Origin of the sequence: Streptomyces sp. 71268 (genome assembly GCF_029392895.1) — a bacterium.
Classification (GTDB): domain Bacteria; phylum Actinomycetota; class Actinomycetes; order Streptomycetales; family Streptomycetaceae; genus Streptomyces.
Genome location: NZ_CP114200.1, coordinates 4,314,552 through 4,332,520 on the forward strand (window position 1 = coordinate 4,314,552; position 17,969 = coordinate 4,332,520).

The 17,969-nt window shown below is 74.3% G+C and carries 12 protein-coding genes and 1 tRNA gene; 6 read left to right on the forward strand and 7 right to left on the reverse strand.

All coding sequences use genetic code 11. From position 1 onward, the window contains the following. Positions 1 to 95 precede the first annotated feature (95 nt). Entirely contained in the window at positions 96 to 932 is an 837-nt protein-coding gene (locus OYE22_RS16640) for an NmrA/HSCARG family protein (protein WP_277321143.1), read from the reverse strand. 83 nt (positions 933 to 1,015) lie between these two features. Next, positions 1,016 to 1,507 carry a hypothetical protein gene (locus OYE22_RS16645; protein ID WP_277321144.1) on the reverse strand — a complete coding sequence of 164 codons (492 nt, stop codon included), beginning with the start codon at positions 1,505 to 1,507 and terminating at the stop codon, positions 1,016 to 1,018. A 205-nt stretch (positions 1,508 to 1,712) separates the two neighbouring features. Here OYE22_RS16645 and OYE22_RS16650 point away from each other — a divergent pair, with 205 nt between their 5' ends. Then, positions 1,713 to 2,345: a TetR/AcrR family transcriptional regulator gene (locus OYE22_RS16650; protein ID WP_277321145.1), complete on the forward strand. Its 633-nt coding sequence runs from the start codon at positions 1,713 to 1,715 to the stop codon at positions 2,343 to 2,345. Between the two features lie 212 nt (positions 2,346 to 2,557). On the opposite strand, the gene OYE22_RS16655 is transcribed toward OYE22_RS16650, so the two are convergent. Together OYE22_RS16655 and OYE22_RS16660 are read right to left on the reverse strand one after the other, a co-directional pair. Beyond that, entirely contained in the window at positions 2,558 to 4,015 is a 1,458-nt protein-coding gene (locus tag OYE22_RS16655; protein WP_277321146.1) for an aminopeptidase P family protein, read from the reverse strand. 381 nt (positions 4,016 to 4,396) lie between these two features. Further along, the gene (locus OYE22_RS16660; RefSeq protein ID WP_277321147.1) at positions 4,397 to 6,112 is read right to left on the reverse strand and encodes a SpoIIE family protein phosphatase; all 1,716 of its coding nucleotides are present in this window, start codon (positions 6,110 to 6,112) and stop codon (positions 4,397 to 4,399) included. Positions 6,113 to 6,947: 835 nt separating this feature from the next. Here OYE22_RS16660 and OYE22_RS16665 point away from each other — a divergent pair. Continuing rightward, positions 6,948 to 7,631 carry a bifunctional DNA primase/polymerase gene (locus OYE22_RS16665; protein ID WP_277321148.1) on the forward strand — a complete coding sequence of 228 codons (684 nt, stop codon included), beginning with the start codon at positions 6,948 to 6,950 and terminating at the stop codon, positions 7,629 to 7,631. A 2,970-nt stretch (positions 7,632 to 10,601) separates the two neighbouring features. Here OYE22_RS16665 and OYE22_RS16670 read toward each other — a convergent pair. The 3 genes from OYE22_RS16670 to OYE22_RS16680 all read right to left on the reverse strand — a co-directional run bounded on the left by OYE22_RS16670 (position 10,602) and on the right by OYE22_RS16680 (position 13,557). Further along, positions 10,602 to 11,585, reverse strand: coding sequence for a DUF5926 family protein (locus tag OYE22_RS16670; protein WP_277321149.1), 984 nt, complete (start codon positions 11,583 to 11,585; stop codon positions 10,602 to 10,604). A 374-nt stretch (positions 11,586 to 11,959) separates the two neighbouring features. Further along, positions 11,960 to 12,586, reverse strand: coding sequence for an ATP-binding protein (locus OYE22_RS16675; protein WP_277321150.1), 627 nt, complete (start codon positions 12,584 to 12,586; stop codon positions 11,960 to 11,962). Between the two features lie 140 nt (positions 12,587 to 12,726). Then, complete coding sequence (locus OYE22_RS16680; RefSeq protein ID WP_277321151.1) at positions 12,727 to 13,557, reverse strand: glycerophosphodiester phosphodiesterase; 831 nt, start codon at positions 13,555 to 13,557, stop codon at positions 12,727 to 12,729. A 256-nt stretch (positions 13,558 to 13,813) separates the two neighbouring features. Between OYE22_RS16680 and OYE22_RS16685 the strand changes: the two genes are divergently transcribed. The 4 genes from OYE22_RS16685 to OYE22_RS16700 all read left to right on the forward strand — a co-directional run bounded on the left by OYE22_RS16685 (position 13,814) and on the right by OYE22_RS16700 (position 17,927). Further along, positions 13,814 to 15,547 (forward strand): trypsin-like peptidase domain-containing protein, encoded by a 1,734-nt coding sequence (locus OYE22_RS16685; RefSeq protein ID WP_277321152.1) that lies wholly within the window; start codon positions 13,814 to 13,816, stop codon positions 15,545 to 15,547. Between the two features lie 138 nt (positions 15,548 to 15,685). Next, a tRNA-Ser gene (locus OYE22_RS16690) sits at positions 15,686 to 15,772 on the forward strand. A 484-nt stretch (positions 15,773 to 16,256) separates the two neighbouring features. Continuing rightward, complete coding sequence (locus tag OYE22_RS16695) at positions 16,257 to 17,036, forward strand: SDR family oxidoreductase (protein ID WP_277321153.1); 780 nt, start codon at positions 16,257 to 16,259, stop codon at positions 17,034 to 17,036. A gap of 147 nt (positions 17,037 to 17,183) precedes the next feature. Next, entirely contained in the window at positions 17,184 to 17,927 is a 744-nt protein-coding gene (locus OYE22_RS16700; protein WP_277321154.1) for an SDR family oxidoreductase, read from the forward strand. Positions 17,928 to 17,969: the final 42 nt, after the last annotated feature.

Here is a 17,969-nt window from a genome sequence, read left to right on the forward strand (position 1 = left end):
CGCCCGCCACCCCGCCCGTGGGCCTGTCCGCTGATCCGCCCGACATGGCAGCCATTGTGCCGGGCGCGCCGGTGGTCGCCGGGCGGGCCGGGGGTTCAGTCGCGCTCCGGCGCGAGCCGGGCGCGCAGGAACTGCTCGAACGTCAGCAGGCCCGGCTGGAGTTCGCGCAGCGACGGGATGTCGGCCCGGTAGCCGTCCTCGGCGAACCACGCGAACATGCGCTCCTCGATGGGGAGGGGAACCAGCCGCGTCGGGGTGCCGGTGACGCGCTCGTAGACCTGCGCCACCTGCGTGAACGTGAGCTGGTCGGCGGCGATTTCGAGCTGTCGGCCCAGGTAGCGGACGGGGTCGGCGAAGGCCGCGTCCGCGAAGCGGGCGACGTCCTCGCTGGCGATCATCTGCATCGGCCGCTCCGGCCTGACCGGCAGCTCAAGCACCCGCTCGCCCTGCGCGTCGGCGTAGCGCAGCAGGTTGTCCATGAAGAACACGGGGCGCAGGATCGTCGCGGGCAGGCCGAGGGCCAGGATGTACCGCTCGATCTCGGCCTTGGTCTCGAAGTGGCCGATGCCCGTGTGCCGTTCGGCACCGCCGACGGAGCTGTACACCAGGTGTGCCACGCCCGCCTCCCGGGCGGCGTCCGCCACCGCCTTGCCCTGACGTACCTCGGTGGCCAGCGTCTCCGGTTCGTACGCCAGTGGCTGCACGCTGAACACGCCGTCGACGCCGGCCATGGCCGCGCGCAGCGACCCCGGGTCGTTCAGGTCGCCCCTGACCAGTTCCGCGCCCAGCTTCCGCAGGGCCAGCGCGGCGGGCTTGTCCGGGTCGCGGACCAGCGCGCGGACCGTCCGGCCACGGGCCAGCAGGGCGCGGGCGGTGGCCCCGCCCTGGTTGCCGGTCGCGCCGGTGACGAGCACGGTGAAGGCGTCGGTCATGGCAGGCTCCTCGCTCGTGGCGGGACCGCGTCCGGGGCGGTCCGCCGGTTGGCAAGATCCTGGAACATGAACCGTGGTTCAGCTCAAGGGCCGCCGGCACCGCGTCGCCCGGCGCTCCGAACCCCCCGGCCCGCGCGCCGCTTGGGCCCCAGCCAGGGCTGGCCGGGCCAGGTGGTCCAGGGCAGCGAGGCCGCCTCGTGCGGTGGCAGCAGGCCGGCGCCGATGAGCGCGGCCCGCCCCGCGCAGCGCCCCGCGAGCCGGAAGCCGGGCTCGGAGGAGTCCACCTCGTGGTGTCCGCCGTCGGTGAGCAGCACGGTCGCGGCCACGCCGTCGAGCCCTTCCACCAGCCCCGAGCGCAGCGCGGGCAGGAACTCCGCGGGCAGGTGCCGCTCGGGCACCGCGTTGAGCAGCTCCAACCCGTCCGGACCCGGCGGCTCGCCCCGTGGGTCGGGCGGTTCGAACTGCGCCACGACATAGGCGTACGGGCCGCAGCCACCGATGTTCCCCAGGACCCGGACGCTCACGTCACGGACGGGGGTGGGCAGGCCGGGCACGGGGGCGGGGGTGCCGGTCATGGCCGTACCGTACGGGGCGGCGCGCCGGGGCGGCCAGTGTGACGGGCCGCCGTGGCGCGGTGCGGCGAGCCTGCCGCATGGCAGAGGTCCTCCCCCGTGGGGCCCCTGCCACGCGGCGTGCTGCGCGAATCTAATGCGAGCGCGTTCGCGTTAGATTGGCTAGGAGAATATGGGCCGTGATCGTGCAGGGCAACTTGGGGAGCGCATGAGCGAAGAGGAGCCCACCCCCGGGTCGGTCCGCCCGGGAGGCCGGACGGCGCGCACCCGGGCCGCCGTCCTGACCGCGACCTTCGACGAACTCGGCGAGGGCGGCTACGGCGAACTCACCATGGAGAAGATCGCCCAGCGCTCCGGCGTGCACCTGGCGACCGTCTACCGGCGCTGGGGCAGCGTCGAGCGGATCATCTGCGAGCTGATGATCGACAAGAGTGCCAACATCACACTGCCGGACACCGGCTCGCTCCGCGCCGACCTGCTCGGACTGGCCAGCGGGATCGGCAGGTTCTACGCGGCGCCGCGCAACCGCCGCGTCATGGAGGCGGTGGTGGCGGCGGCGGTGCGCCAGCCGTACGCCGCCGAGATGCTGCGCGACTTCTTCCGGGACCGCCGCCGCGAGGCCGCCGTGCTGGTGCGGCGGGCCATCGAGCGCGGCGAGGTGGCGGCGGACACCGACACCGACGCGGTGATCGCCGCGCTCGGGGCGCCGTTCTACTACCGGCTGCTGGTCTCGCGCGGCCCGATCGACCAACACCTCGCCGAGACCACGGCCGCCGCGGCCTACGAGGCGGCCCGCGCGGGTGTCTTCCGCCACCCCGCCGCCGACGCGGACGAGGGATAGGGCCGACCCCCGGCCCCCGGAGGGCGGCCCTCGGGGGCCGGGCGCGGCGCCCGGCGAACGCGACGCGGCCCGGTGGCGAAGCTCGTCGGGCGCTTCGCCACCGGGCCGCGTGGGCGCCGGCGTGGCGGGTGGTGCGTGTGCGGCGGCGTACGGGCGGTCCCGCGCACGGGCCGGGCCCGACCGGCTGACGCCGGCCGCCGCACGGTGCGGAATCAGCCCTTCAGGCGGGCCATCCACTGCTCGATCTCGTCGGCGGTGCGCGGCAGGGCGGCCGACATGTTCCGGTTGCCGTCCTCCGTCACGAGGATGTCGTCCTCGATCCGCACGCCGATGCCCCGGTACTCCTCGGGCACGGTCAGGTCGTCGGCCTGGAAGTACAGGCCGGGCTCCACGGTCAGGCACATGCCCGGCTCCAGGGTCCCGTCCGAGTACGTCTCGCGCCGCGCGACCGCGCAGTCGTGCACGTCGATGCCGAGCATGTGACCGGTGCCGTGCAGCGTCCAACGGCGCTGGAGGCCGAGTTCGAGCACCCGGTCCACCGGGCCCTCGACCAGACCCCACTCGACGAGGTGGGTGACCAGGACGCGCTGCGCGGCGTCGTGGAAGTCGCGGTACTTCCCGCCCGGCTTGACCGCCGCGATGCCCGCCTCCTGCGCCGCGTACACCGCGTCGTAGATCTTGCGCTGGAGCGGGCTGAACGTGCCGTTGATCGGCATCGTGCGGGTGACGTCGGCCGTGTAGAGGGTGTGCGTCTCGACGCCGGCGTCGAGCAGCAGCAGCTCACCGGGGCGGACCGGGCCGTCGTTGCGCACCCAGTGCAGGGTGGTCGCGTGCGGGCCGGCGGCGCAGATGGAGCCGTAGCCGATGTCGTTGCCCTCGACCCGGGCGCGGAGGAAGAAGGTGCCCTCGATGTAGCGCTCGGAGGTGGCCTCGGCCTTGTCGAGGACGCGCACGACGTCCTCGAAGCCGCGCACCGTGGAGTCCACGGCCTTCTGCAGCTCGCCGATCTCGAACTCGTCCTTGACCAGGCGCAGTTCGCTCAGGAAGGACTTCAGCTCCTCGTCCCGCTCGGCGGTGACCTTGTCGGTCAGCGCCGCCTCCAGGCCCGCGTCGTGCCCGCGCACGATGCGCACCGGGCCGCTCGCCTCGGCCAGCGCGCCGGCCACCTCGCGTACATCGGCGCAGGGCAGCCCGTAGAGCTGCTCGCCCTCGGCGAGGCTGTTGCGCCGGCCCACCCACAGCTCGCCCTGGCCGTCGAGCCAGAACTCGCCGTTGGCGCGGTTGGAGCGCGGCAGCAGGTAGAGCGTGGCCGTGTGGCCCGTGGCCCCGGTCGGCTCCAGGACGAGGACGCCGTCCTGCGTCTGGTCGCCGGTGAGGTGCGCGTACTCGCTGGAGGCGCGGAAGCTGTACTCGGTGTCGTTCGAGCGGGTCTTGAGGTTGCCCGCCGGGATCACCAGCCGCTCGCCCGGGAAGCGGGCGGAGAGCGCGGCGCGGCGCCGTGCGGTGTGCTCTGCCTGCGGGATCGGCCGCAGGTCGTGCAGCTCGGTGTCCGCCCAGCCGCTCTGCATGTTCTCAGCCAGCTCATCGGACACGCCCAGGTAGAGCGCGTTCTTACGCTGCTTGATCGGCTTGTCGCTCTCCAGGGTCTCCGGAGTGGGCTCCTCGGTCACGTCTCCTCCTCGAACTGGACCGCCCCTGGCCTCGGGCCTGGGGACCTTACCCATCGTATGGGTGACCGGCGCGTCCCCCGCAGGGGCGGGACGCACCGGTACGGAGGGGCCCGAAACCTCCCCCCGGGAGCGACGCCCGCCGGCCCGGATCGGGGGCCCCCGGCCCCGCTCCCGGCCGCTCCCGCCCGGGGCGGCCTCGCGGGGCCGGCGACGGGCACGGACGCCGGAGGCGGCCGGCCCGTGGCTCCGCGACGGCCGGCCGCGCGGCGCGTGACACCTGTCACGCCGGGCCCGCTGGACGCGCTGGGCCTGCTGAGTGGATCGCGGGGGTGTTGGCGCCCTGGGCCCACGGGGTGTGGGCGCGCGCGGCGGGGCGGTCGGTCAGTCGAAGCAGGCGGCCAGCAGCACGATGTCCTCGTCGTCGGCGGCGGCGCCGCCCAGCGGGCCGCGCCCGGCGCCCGGGCCCTCCGGCAGCACCGCCCGCAACACGTGGTCGACCACCGCGTCCGGGTCGCGGCGCCCGGCCCGGGGCACGCTCGCCGCCGCCGCGTGCAGACGGGCGAACGCCTGGTCCATCGGCGCGCCGGTGCGGCGCAGCAGCCCGTCGCTGTAGAGCAGCAACGTCTCGCCGGGGCCCGGCTCTATCCCCACGCTGGGCGCCTCCCAGCAGGCGAGCATGCCCAACGGCGCGGACAGCGAGGTCTCCACGTACGCGGTGTGCTCGTCGCCGATGAGCAGCGGTGGGCAGTGCCCGGCGCCGGCGAGGACCACCGAGCGGTGGGCCGGCTCGCAGTAGGCGAACAGGGCGGTCGCGGCGCGGGCGGGTTCGGTCAGCCGGAGCAGGAGTTCGAGGTCGGACAGGACGGCCACCGGGTCCTCGCCCTCAAGGACCGCGTACGCGCGCAGCGAGGCCCGCAGCCGGCCCATCGCCGCGACCGCGCTCGGCCCGCTGCCGGTGACGCCGCCGATGCTGAGCCCGAGCGCGCCCTCGGGCAGCGGGAGCGCGTCGTACCAGTCGCCGCCGCCGAACGGGCCGGTGTGGTGCCGGGCCGCGAGCCGCACGCCCGGCACCCGGGGCAGCCGGCTCGGCAGCAGCTCCTCGCGCAGCGTCGCGACGGTTCGGCGGTCGCGGTGCAGTTCGATGTGGCGGCCGATGTGCTCGGCGGCGTACCGGCAGTAGAGGCCGACGAGGTGACGCTGGCGCGCGGTCGGCTCGGTGGGCTCGTCGTACAGCCACACCACGGCGCCGATCCGGCCACGCGGTGGCGCCGGGTCAACGGCGAGCGCGGGGTTCACCGGGGTGACGGGGGTTCGCCCGGCCGGCCCGTCCGCGCCGGGCGCAGTGGCGCCGTCCGGGCCGTGGCCCGCCGCGTCGTGCGTCGGCTCCAGCGGCTGGGCGCGCGGCTCCAGCGGCAGCGCGTAGCTGGCGGCGTAGCCCAGCCGGGCGGCCACCTCGCGGTGGTGCGGGTCGAGGTCGTCCTCGCTGGCGATGTCGGGGTGGGCGACCTCGCTGGGCCAGGCGGCGCCGGGCGGGGCGGCGCCATCCGGGTTCGGCTGGCCGGTCGCCCGGCCGGTCGGCGCGGGCCCCGGTCGCTCGCCGCCGCGCGCCGGCCGCGCGGCGGGCGCGGGCAGCCCGTCGAGCAGCCGGCCGACGGAGCCGGAGGCGCGCGGGATGGTCTCGATGTGGCCGAGTTCGGCCCGGCCGAGCCCGAGGCCGATGGTCAGTTCGGGGCCGAGCCCGTCGGTGGGTTCGAGCGCGGCCATGCCGCGTTGCGCGCCGACGAGGGCGGCGCCGGCGCGCAGCAACTCGCGCAGCGCGTCGTCCAGCGTGGTCGCGTGGGCGAGCCGCTCGGTCAGCTCGTGCAGCGTGGTGAGGTCCGAGACCCAGCCGGCGAGCCGGTCCTGGACGGCGGTGTACGGGGTGGTGCCGGCGGACGGCGCGCCGGTGGGGCCCGTACGGGGCGCGGAGGCGGACTGGTGCGCCGATGGAGCGGTGTCGGCGGGGGGGCGAGGGAGCGGCTGGGGCGGGCGCGGGATTCTGGGAGGGGCCGGGCACGGCGGAATCGATTCCAGCCACTTTCGGAAGACGGCGCGCACTCATGGTTGACCGCTCTCGGCGCTGGATAGGGGCTGGCCGCCGACGCGGCGGGACTCATCGAGCAGTATGCCCGTATTCGTTCCGATCCTTAGCGCTTTATCGGTCTGCGGCATGGGATCAGAAAGCAGGGGCATTCGTCTCAATAGCATCGCAAACCCCCATGTCATGTTGCGTCGCTACGAATGCTCCACATGTACACGCACCCGTAAGGCGATGTCTAGCACTGGGGCGGTGGGGTTGTTGGTGTCTGTGGTGAATCGAAGTTGTCTGGAAAATGCCCTTCGCGCAATCGATTTGCGGTCGACTGTCGTCATCCGGCAGCGCGTCATACCCACCTCGGGGGGTATGCACTTGTTGAAGGGCGGGGGCAGTTGGGTCGACCCGGAACCCCATCGCGGGTCCGAGCGTCTTCATCGATGACGGTCGAGCCCACCCTCAGCAGTGGCGGGGGACGCACACTGAGCACCAGTCGGCAGGCGCGCCGCGCACGCCACCCCTCGCCATGGTCCAGGTTCGACCGCAAGGGGCTCCTCGTGGAGCACGGTCGGGGAGAGGCACACCCCCGGTACGTGCGGTGACATGAGTTTCACGCAATGTGATCGACGGCGTTGATCCAGCGCCGCACTGCGCAAGCGAAATGCAGGGAAGTTGCGAAAAGGCCGTAGCGTCCGCAGTGCCTGAAGTGCCAGCAGAGTCAGTAGTGCCACCGTGTGAGCAGTGCCACCGCAGTGCCATGGCGCCGTCCCGACCAGGCGGAAGCCATGGAGATCCATCGTCCGCTGCCGCGTACGGCAGTCCGCAGCCCTCGGCGTTCACGGAAAGGAACGAGCGCTCATGCGCGAGATCCCCGGAAGGCGACGCAAGTTCTCGATGCGGCGGGGCAGGAGGACGGCGCTGCTCGGCGCGGCGCTCACCTGCGCCACCGAATGGCACTGGCCGATCCTGCCCGGAGTCGGCATTCCGCCAGGTGGCAGGCCCGGAGAGTGCGGGTGCCCACACCCTGACTGCGTGGTGCCCGGCGCGCACCCCTTCGACCCCGGCCTGCTCGCCGCCACCACCGACGCCCGGATGGTGCAGTGGTGGTGGACCAACCGGCCCACCGCGCCGATCATCCTCGCCACCGGCAACCGCGCCCCGAGCGCGGTGAGCCTGCCCGCCGTCGCCGGCGCCCGCGCGGTCGCCGCCCTCGACTTGGCCGGCATCGCCATCGGCCCGGTGATCGCCACGCCCACCCGCTGGTCACTGCTGGTCGCCCCGTACTCGCTGGAGGAACTCGGCGAGCTGCTGCACCGGCAGGACTGGGTGCCCAGTTCGCTGCGCTTCCACGGCGAGGGCGGGTACGTGGCCCTGCCGCCGTCCCAGACCGGCGCGGGCCAGGTGCGCTGGGAGCGCGCCCCCCGGCCGGCCGCCCGTGGCGTGTCGCGCCCGTGGCTGCCGCAGGTCGGCGCCGTAGCCGACGCGCTGGTCGAGGCGAGCGCCAACGCCCCGGGCGGCAGCAGCAGCGAACTCGCCTACTGAGCGCACCCGCCGCCCCGTCCCCACCAGGGCGGCGGCGCACCTGCCAACCCGCTGGCCCGCCTCCGCGCGGGCCGGTGGCGTTTCCGGCGCCCTACGGCTCGCGCCCGGAGTCCCGCCGCCTCCGGCCTGACGCCGGTCCGCCGCCTCCGGCCTGACGCCGGTCCGCCGCCTCCGGCTCGCCGCCGGGCCGCGGCCTGCCGTACGGGGCGGCGGCTGGCCGTGACGGGGCGTGTGGGCGGCGTTCCGGCGCGGTGCGCGGCGCCCCGCTCGTCGCCCGCTGTCTTTCACTCTTCAATGCTCGGTACACCGAATGGCCTCGTGCCGCGCCCGGTACGGCACCGCCGCTGGCCACCGCGCGGGCGACGGCGAAAGCGCGGAAACCTCCAATAACCCCGCACCGCCCCGTCCGCCGCCCCGTCGCGCGCGGGACCGCTCGAAGGGCACGGTTACGGAGAGTGCAAGCGCGATCGCGCCATGCCGGGGTCGTCGACGCGCGGATGCAACTCATCGGTACTGGCTTGATATCGCCCCTCAAGCCCAGCTCAAATGTGATGCGAGTGGCCTATGTGACAGATGTGATCTCACGCCTTCGCGGCCCCGTGCCGTGTGACGAGCCACCTGCCGAGGGGCCGAGCCCCGGCACGAGCGGCCCCGCCGCCCGCCCCCGAACCGTCGCGTACGAGCGGCGCTCCGCCGCGCGGTGCCCGGGGCCGGGCGGCCGGCGGCCCAACTCGCGGCGGGGCACCGCGCGGTGGTGGGCGTGGTGGCGAGGGGCGCGGTGGGACGGCCGAAGACGGCTGTGGCGGCGCCGGGTGCGGCGGGCCGGAGCCGGCCCAGCGGCCGGTGACGGCCGGCCAGCGTACGGGTGGTGACCTGGTAGAGCGCCCCTGGAGTACCGCTCGGGCCGGGCGGCCGGCGGACCCGCCGACCCCGTGCCGGATGGTGCGTCGGATGCCGGGGGGTGCGCCGGGGAGGCGGTGTGGTGCCGGGTGGCGCCGGTGCGCGGCGCGACGCGAGGGGTGGGCGCGGCGTGGGCCAGACGGACGCCGCGACCGGGGCGGTGAGGGCCGGCCCGTCCGGGCGCCGTGCGGCCGCTCCCCGCGCGGCCGGACGGCGGCGCCACGCGGGCCGGGAGGGCCCGCGCGGGGCCCGCCAGGCGGCGCCTGGCGGCGGTACGTGCCGTCGCCGCCCCCGCTGGGCCAGCCGAGGCCGCGGGCGGGCACGAGGCGGGCGCTGGGCGGCGCCCGCGGCCCCGAGCTGGGAGCGGGCCGGGCGCAGGCGGGGGCGAGCGGGCCTGGCCAGGGCGTGGTGCGGGCCGGCTGACGCCGGGCCAGAAGTCGGGCCGGGCAGGCGGCGTGGAGCGCGGTGCGCGAACGGGAGCCGTGCGGCCGGGGGGGGCGTTCGAGCGGTGCGGGCGCTGGGCCGGCGGGGCGCGAGGCCCTCGGCGCGGCAACTCGGTGGCGCGCGGGGCGGAATGAACGGGCCGGGGACGCGGTTTCCCCTGGCTGCCGGCGACGTGGGCCGGGCATGGAAGCGCCCGGTCGCTGGCGACGGGGGATGCACCAGCGACCGGGCTCCTAGAACGGTAACAAGAGATCGGCAGTTCGCAAATTCGATCGCGGATTTCAAGACGCGTATTTCCTGGCTAATACCGGGAGTTGTGACCAGGGTCACGCATCTGGATCGTCTGGAGATCATCTGTACGGTGCCCGTCGGAGACACGCCGTGATCGCCACACCCCTCGCCGCCCGTCGACTGGGCTAACTCCGCTATCCCGACGCAATCGCGGCTATCTCATGTCGCGTACGCAACAGCGTTCCCCCGTGGCCGTACACGGACACCACGCCCGACCACCCGCCGCACCCACCGCGGCCCGGAACGGCGCACCGCCCGAACCCGCACCTCAAGGAAACCGCCGGACTCCTAAACCCTTCCGGCGGCCACAAACTCCCGGGAATCGGTCGGGAACTCCTTATGGCATGCCGCCCCGCGCCGACCACGCGGCCGCCACCCGACCGCGCCCACCACGCGCGCCCCCACGGCCCCGCCGGGCCTGCGGCCCCCTCGTGCGCACCCGCCCGCCCAGGTCTTCGCCGCACCCCGCCCCGGCGGGCCTTCGCGCTGGTCGTACGGGTGCGGGCGGTCGGGCCCGGCCGGCTGGTGCGGGGTGCGGGGTCGTGGGCGGCGTCCCCGGCGCGCGGGCGTGCGCCGGCGGTGCCGGCACCTTGGCCCTGGCCCCTGTTCGCCATTCGCGTCCGCGGCGGCACCGGGCGTCGCGACGGGCGTCGCGACGGGCGCTGCGTGGACGCGGTGCCGGTCGTGGTCGCGTGCGGATCGGGCGCGCTTTGTGCGGACCGTACGAAAGATTTGTCCGTACCGTACGAACAACGCGTTCCGCAAAGACGCTGCGATATCCCCCGCCCGGTCGTGGCGTGTGGGGAAGAACGGAAGCCGGGGAAGTCGTGGCGCGTTGCCGTCGCGTACGAGCCCATTCGGCGGGCCTCATCCATCGACGTCGGATTCGATCACCGGACGCCCCGCGAACGGCATCCGCGCACTCGCCGTGCAAACAATCGGGCAAACGGTCAGTCGAGCGGACGTGTCATTGGTGGGAAACGGCGCCCCGGAACAGGACATATGCGGAATACGATATTCCGAAAACGGCACCCCCCGCCCTGGCACACACTCCGCCCGCCGTTCCGGTCTTCCGTACTCCGGTACGCGGGTACTCCCGCCGGCCTCCCGCCCGCGACGGCCCTTTTCCCGTCGGCCGCGCACCACCCCGCGCCGGGTTTCTCGCGCCGGCCACCCCACCTCCCGCGCTCCCGCCCGGCCGCGCCCCGCACCCGCCGCGCGCCCCCGTCCCGGGCGGGAACGCCACGGGGCGCCCTGCCCGGTCGCGGTGAGCGAGCGGTGCGGGGCGCCCCGGGAAGAGGTGCGCGCGGGCGGGCCCGGGTGGGCCCGTGGGCGTCAGCTCAGGGTGACCTGACGGTTGGTGAGCCCGCTGCGCGCGCGGCGCTCGTCGGACGTCAGCGGCGCCTCGGCCGCGAGCGCGCCGGCGAGCCGCTCCGCGAACTCCGCGGCGGGCTTCTCGACATCGTCCGCGCGCATCGCGGTCGGCAGGTCCCACACCGGCACCGTCAGGCCGTGCGCGCGGAACGAGCCGACCAGCCGCGTGCCCTCGCCGAGCGAGGACACGCCGGCCGCGTGCAGGCGGGCGAGCGCGTCGAGGAGCTTCTCCTCCGGATGGGTCATGACCCACCGCAGGTGGTTCTTGTCCGGCGTCTCGCACCAGTACGCCGACTCGACGCCGGTCAGCCGGACGGTCGGGATCGCGGCCTCGTTCGCCCGCTCCAGGGACGCGGTGACCTCGGCGCTCGCGTTCTCCGCGTCCTCGATCCAGAACTCGAACCCCTGGTGCACCACCGGCTCGAAGGGGCGGTCGAGGTCCAGCAGGTCCTGGAGCCGTGGCCCGTCGGCCGGCGCCCGGCCGGCGCCCGGCGCGTCACCGGCCGCGACGGGCGTGCCCGGCTCGGCGGTCAGCGCGCGTCGCAACGTGCTCGCCAGGTCGCGGCTCAGGTCGCCCGACGTGGTGTCGTTCTGGAGGCCGAGCAGCACGGCGCCGTCGTCGCGGCGCAGCGCCGGCCAGGCCATGGGCAGCACCGTGGCGAGGGTGACCGACGGAACGCCGTCCGGCAGCCCGTCCTTGAGGTGCAGCTCCACGGTGGCCGCGGGCACCAGCTCGCGCAGCGCGACCCAGTCCGCCTCGCCGGGCAGTCCCTCGAACGGGCGCTGCACCAGCTCGGTCACCGCGTGCGCGGCGGCCCGGCCGTGGCACGCCTTGTAGCGCCGGCCCGAGTTGCACGGGCAGGGCTCGCGTGCCCCGACCACGGGGTAGGCATCGGCCGCGCCCTGGGGCGTGGTCTTCGGCTGGGGGCGGCGCTTCTTGGCCATGGTGTGGCTGTCTCCCGGTCGGTACGGCTCCTACGCGTCGCGAGCCTAGCCCTTCCGGTACGCGGCTCCGCCAGAGCGCGCGCCAGGCGGCACGACGCGCGGCCCGACACGGAGCCGGAATCTGGCAGTCGGGCAGCGGGAGCGGCCCGTCGGCGGGATGCCCGGGCCCGTACCACCGGAGGGCCGGCGCGGACCCGGCCCCACTCCACTCCCGGTCCGACCGGGCCGGCGCGCTGGGCCGGGCGCTGGCCCGTGGCCCGGGGCGCTTTTACCGACGCGTTGGCCCGGGGCGCGCGGAGGCCGGGGGCGCGACAGGGCCAGTGAGGCCGAGGGGCGTGGGGCCCGTGTGGTCGCGGGAGTGAGGCGGGGGTGGCTCAGGCGGTGCCGTCCAGCTCGCCCAGTTCGTTCAACTCTTCAAGGCCGTCCAGGCCACCGCCGAGGCCGCCACCCCGCCCGCCCAGCGGCTCGGGGCGCGGCGTCGCGTAGCGCAGTTCGGGGGTGAGGACGATGCGCGAGGGCGCCTCGGGCGGAGCGTCGTGTGGGGACAAGACCGCCCATACGGTGACTTCGCCGTGCCCGTCCCGTACGCCCCACTCCTCGGCGAGCGCCGTGATGATGTGCAGGCCCCGGCCGCCGCGGGCCGTGATCGACGGCGTGGCCGGAAGTGGTCTTGTCGGGCCGCCGCCGTCGGTCGCCTCGACCGTGAGTCGGCCGCACGCCTCCACGTGCCAGGCCGCGCGCATCGCGCCGGCGGCCCCGCCGTCCACGGTGTCGCGGCCGCTCGCCCCGCCGTCGTCGGCGTCCAGCGGTCGGCCGTGCCGACACGCGTTGCTGAGCAATTCGGAAAGGATCAATACTGCGTCGTCTATGACCGACTCCGGCACCCCGCTGGAGCGAAGCTCCCCGCGCATCCGGTGCCGCGCCTCACCCACGCCCGCAGGGCCATGGGGAACGGACATAGTCGACGACGTCGGCACTTCCTGTGCCACCACCAACGCCACCCCCGAGACCTCCTTTGCCCCATGCCAAGGGGTGGATGCCCGGAGGAAGTGGATCGGAAACCGGCCAACTGCGATCGGGTGGCGTACTCGTCGTGATCACCTACGTACCGAATGCGCCGGTGCACTCCGTGTCATGGGCGTTATGTACGCCCGAGTTGGGACAGCACCTGCTTCGGCCGGTTGGTGATGATGGCCTCGACCCCGAGCCGTACGCACAGGTCGACGTCGGCCGGCTCGTTCACGGTCCATACGTGCACCCGGTGCCCCGCGCGGTGCAGGCGGGCGACGAACCCGGGGTGGTTGCGGACGATGCGCACACTGGGGCCCGCGATGCTCACGCCCGCGGGCAGCCGACCGTCCCGCAGCCGGGGCGAGAGGAACTGCGTGAGGTAGACGGTGGGCAGGCCGGGGGCCGCCGCGCGCACCCGGTGCAGCGAGCGCGCCGAGAAGCTCATGATCCGCACCGGCGCGGGCTCGTTGGGCGCGCTCGGGCCGCCCGCCAGGCCGAACCGGCGCAACAGCGTCAGCAGCCGCTCCTCCACCTGCCCGGCCCAGCGCGTCGGGTGCTTGGTCTCGATGGCGAGGCCGACCGGGCGCCCCGCGTCGGCGACGAGTTCGAGCAGCCGCTCCAGGGTCAGCACGGAGGCGGCGTCCCGGTCCGGCACCTCGGCGTCGGCGGCCTGCCCCTTCCAAGAACCGAAGTCAAGGGCGGCGAGGTCGGACAGCTCCATGCTGGAGACCGCCCCCCGCCCGTTGGACGTCCGGTTCACCCGTCGGTCGTGCACGCACACCAGGTGCCCGTCGGCGGTCAGCCGTACGTCGCACTCAAGGGCGTCGGCGCCCTCCGCGATGGCTCGCTCGTACGCGATCAGGGTGTGCTCGGGTTCCGCTTCGGAGGCCCCGCGGTGGGCGACGACGAACGGGCTGTGCGGGCCGGGGCGACTGTCCCTGGCCGGGCGCGCATAGGTCACCGCGTTATGGTGCCACCGCCCGGCGCGCGCCGCCTCGGTGGCACCCGCCCCCGCGGAGGCTCGTCCGTTTCGTCCGTTGCACCCAGGTCGAAGTGGGGGGCGTCGGGTGAGGTTGCCGGTGGTCCGCCGCCCTCCGGGGCGGGGCCGCCGCTCCTTACGGCGGCCTGACAGGCCGTGGGAAAGGCTGGTGGCAGACCTTCGTACGCGATGGCCGCCCGCCACCTGACCGAAACGTCGTGCATCTGAGGAGTGAGCTGTGAGCACGGAAAACGAAGGCGCTGCTGTTCCGCCCGAGACCGAGCCGCGCACGGCGCCTCCAGCGCCGACCGCCGCGCCCGGCCCCGAGCACCCCGCCCCCGACTACGGCCTCGCCCCGCCCGCGTCCCCCGCCCCGGCACAGTCCGCGCCTCCGCCGGCCGCCCCGGACGCGGCCGGTTCCGCGAAGGGCGTCGGGGCGGACTCCGCGCGTTCGGCCCCCGGTGACGCCGAGACGGTGGCCGGCTCACCCGCGCCGCACCCGACGGCCGAGATCACGACGGTCGACGCGTCCGCGCGGCAGGACGGCCCGCCCGCCGACGCGGGGCGTACGCCGGCGCCCCTCGCGGAGCCGACCCCCGTGGCGCAGTCGTCCACCGCCCCCGGCCACCCGGCGCCGCACGCCCCGCAGACCGGGACGCCGCACGCCGCGCAGGCCATGTCGCAGCACGGGACGGTGGGCGGCCCGCCCGCGGGCGGTGCCGGCGGTGCGGGTGGTGCCGGGGGCGGCGGGTGGTGGTCGGGTGGCGGCCAGCCGTACGGCACGGGTGGCGGGCCCGGTGACCCGCACGCGCCCTGGGGCGCGGGCGCACCCGGCCCGGTGCCGCCGCGTCGCGGGCGCGGCGGCATCCTCGCGGGCGTCCTGGCGGCGGTGTTGGTGGCGGGCGGTATCGGCGGCGGCATCGGGTTCTGGGCCGCCGAGCGGGACGGCGACAGCGAGTCGACCACCATCTCCGCCACCGGAGAGGCCAAGTCCAGCAATCGCGCCCCCGGCTCCGTGTCGGCCATCGCGGACAGGACGCTGCCGAGCGTCGTCACCATCGAGGCGCAAAGCACCTCCGGCGAGGGCGGCACCGGCACCGGCTTCGTCTACGACAAGCAGGGCCACCTGCTCACCAACAACCACGTCGTCGCGTCCGCCGCGGACAGCGGCGAACTGCGGGTCACGTTCTCCAACGGCAAGAAGTACCGCGCCGAGGTCGTCGGCCGGGCCGAGGGGTACGACATCGCCGTGCTCAAGCTGAAGAACGCGCCCGGCGCCCTGACCCCGCTGCCGCTCGCCGACTCCGACAAGGTCGAGGTCGGCGACGGTACGGTGGCGATCGGCGCGCCGTTCGGGCTCTCGGGCACCGTGACGACGGGCATCGTCAGCGCGAAGAAGCGGCCGGTCTCCTCCAGCGACGGCGGCGGCAGCAAGGCGTCGTACATGAGCGCGCTGCAGACCGACGCGTCGATAAACCCGGGCAACTCCGGCGGGCCGCTGCTCAACGACTCCGGCGCCGTCATCGGCGTCAACTCCGCGATCCAGCCGGCGGGCGGCGGTGGCGGCTTCGGCGGCCAGGGCCAGCAGTCCGGCAGCATCGGCCTCGGCTTCGCCATCCCGATCAACCAGGCCAAACAGGTCGCCGAGCAACTGATCAAGACGGGGCAGCCGGTCTACCCGGTCATCGAGGCCACGGTGAACATGAAGGACACCGGCGCCGGCGCCACCATCTCCCGACAGGGCCAGGGCACCACCGACCCCGTCACCCCGGGCGGCCCGGCCGACAAGGCGGGCCTGCGCGCCGGCGACGTGATCACCAAGCTGGACGACACGGTGATCGACAGCGGCCCGACGCTGATCAGCGAAATCTGGACGCACCGCCCCGGCGACAAGGTCGTCGTCACCTTCCTCAGGAACGGCAAGGAGAACAAGGTCCAGGTCACCCTGGGCGAGCGCAAGGGCGACAGCTGACCCCGTCACCCCCACCCCCGTGCCCCACTACCCCGATTGACCCCGCCCCCGCCCCGGTCCGGCCTGCGGACCAGGGCGGCGACCGGGCCCGGAGAGCCGCTAGGCTGTAGACGCCTCGCGGCAGGTCGGCGGGGCAAGGGAGGCTTGCCCGAGCGGCCTAAGGGAACGGTCTTGAAAACCGTCGTGGCGGCGACGTCACCGAGGGTTCAAATCCCTCAGCCTCCGCCCAGTTCAGCGTCTTCGCTGGTCATCAGGGGCGCTCCGCGTTGCGGGGCGCCCCTGATGCGTTGGGGGTGTCTCACTTCGTCTCGCGTCTGTCCCGGGTTTGACCGGTAGGTGCGGCCAACCTGTGGCCAGACGCGTCAGTCCTCGGTCGGGCCCTTCGCGATGAGCTGGTTCGAGTGCGACCGGTCCCCGCGAGGGGCCTTGGCGTAGAAGCGGAACAGCACCGCGATGCCGTGCCCCGCCAGGCTCGCGACACGGGACGCTCCCCGGTCAGTCAGCGGTCGGCAGGCACGTATAGGGGTTCCCTATAGGTCCTACTGCTCATTCGTCTTTGCCCCGCCTTATTCGCCGGTCGTACCGTGAAACAGCTCGGTGCGGAGAAACGAGAAGCCGCGAATTCCACAGGAATACGAGTTCCGTGCGCGGCGGAATTCTGGCTCCATCGAGCGGACCATGACCTGAGCGATTCGAGGGGGCAAGTGGCATGACCACGAACGACGGTGGGGCGGAAACGAGGGAACTCGCGGGAAAGCGTGCCCTCGTGACGGGGGGTACCCGAGGGATCGGTGCGGCTGTCGTGCGGCAGTTTCTGGACGCGGGGGCCGAGGTGGTGACGACGGCTAGGTCGGAGGCGTCGGGGGCGGTGCCGGAGGGGGCCGGGTTCGTGGCGGCCGACGTGCGGACGCGGGGCGGGGCGGAGGCGCTGGCCGCGGCGGTGCGGGAGCGGCTCGGCGGGGTGGACATCGTGGTGCACAACGCGGGTGGGGCGACGCCGCACACAGGGGCGTTGGCCATTCCCGACGAGGAGTGGCAGGGCGCCCTCGACCTGAACTACCTGGCGGCCGTGCGACTGGACGCGTTGCTCGCGCCGGGGATGCGGGAGCGGCGTTCGGGGGCGATCGTGCACGTTTCCTCGGCCGCGGTGCTCACCCCGGTGGGCCCGTTCCTGCACTACGTGGCGGCGAAGGCGGCGTTGGAGTCGTACAGCCGAGGGCTCTCGCTGGAACTGGCCCCGTACGGAGTCCGGGTCAACGCCGTGTCGCCCGGTCGGGTCGCCACTCCCGGGGGCGAAGCGACGCGGGAGCAGTGGGCGCGTCTGAACGGGGCGCCGAGCCAGACCAACGCCGACGACACCGCGCCGCTGGGGCGCGACGGCGAGCCCGACGACATCGCGAACGCGGTGCTGTTCCTCGTCTCCGGCCGGGCGGACTGGCTCACCGGGAGCAACCTCATTGTGGACGGCGGTGAATTCCCCAGGGGCTGACGGCGCCGGAATTCCGCGGCTTCGGCGGCGCCTTGGAATGCGTGGGGCGTGGAGCGTCATGCGCTGCGGAATATCCACAAGTTCGCGAGACGAGCGGTACGAACGTTACGAGCGGTACGAGCAATACGAGCGTGAGGAGATTCGGGTATGGGGAAGTACAGCGGGAAGAATGCCGTGATCACCGGTGGCGGCAGCGGAATGGGTCTGGCGATGGCGGAGTCGCTGGTGGCGGACGGGGCACGGGTGATGATCACCGGGCGTTCGCAGGCCACGCTCGACGCCGCGCGGGAGCGGCTCGGTGAGAACGCGGTGACCGTACGCGGCGACGTGGCCGTACTCGCCGACCTGGACGCGCTGGCCGACCGGGTGAAGGGCGAACTCGGTTCGGTCGACGCCCTGTTCGTCAACGCAGGCATAGCGGCGCTCACGCCCTTCGAGTCGACGACCGAGGAGGCGTACGACGAACTGTTCGCCATCAACGTCAAGGGCGCCTACTTCACGGTGCAGAAGCTCGCCCCGTTGCTGAACGCGGGCGCGGGTGTCGTGCTCACCACGTCAGTCGCCAACGTCATGGGCGTGCCGGAGGCCAGTGTCTACGCGGCCGGCAAGGCGGCGCTGCGTTCGATGGCCCGCAGTCTCTCCCGCGAGCTGCTGCCGCGCGGAATCCGGGTCAACGCGGTCAGCCCCGGCCCGATCGACACGGGGGTGTTGGAGCGCGCGATGGGCGCGGAGGCGGCCGAGGAGTTCAAGGCACGGCAGGTCGAGGGGGTGCCCATGCGGCGTTTCGGCACCGTCGAAGAGGTGGCCAGGGCAGCCACGTTCCTCGCCTTCGACGCCACGTACACCACCGGCGCCGAGTTCGCCGTGGACGGCGGCGCCACCCAGCTCTGAGCCGGCTGTCCCAGTCCCCAGCCCCCAGTGCCCAGCTCCCAG

Coding starts and splice junctions, on each gene's coding strand:
- OYE22_RS16695 (WP_277321153.1), top strand. CDS start 16,257: ATGACCACGAACGACGGTGGGGCGGAAACGAGGGAACTCGCGGGAAAG.
- OYE22_RS16700 (WP_277321154.1), top strand. CDS start 17,184: ATGGGGAAGTACAGCGGGAAGAATGCCGTGATCACCGGTGGCGGCAGC.
- OYE22_RS16640 (WP_277321143.1), bottom strand. CDS start 932: ATGACCGACGCCTTCACCGTGCTCGTCACCGGCGCGACCGGCAACCAG.
- OYE22_RS16650 (WP_277321145.1), top strand. CDS start 1,713: ATGAGCGAAGAGGAGCCCACCCCCGGGTCGGTCCGCCCGGGAGGCCGG.
- OYE22_RS16670 (WP_277321149.1), bottom strand. CDS start 11,585: ATGGCCAAGAAGCGCCGCCCCCAGCCGAAGACCACGCCCCAGGGCGCG.
- OYE22_RS16665 (WP_277321148.1), top strand. CDS start 6,948: ATGCGCGAGATCCCCGGAAGGCGACGCAAGTTCTCGATGCGGCGGGGC.
- OYE22_RS16645 (WP_277321144.1), bottom strand. CDS start 1,507: ATGACCGGCACCCCCGCCCCCGTGCCCGGCCTGCCCACCCCCGTCCGT.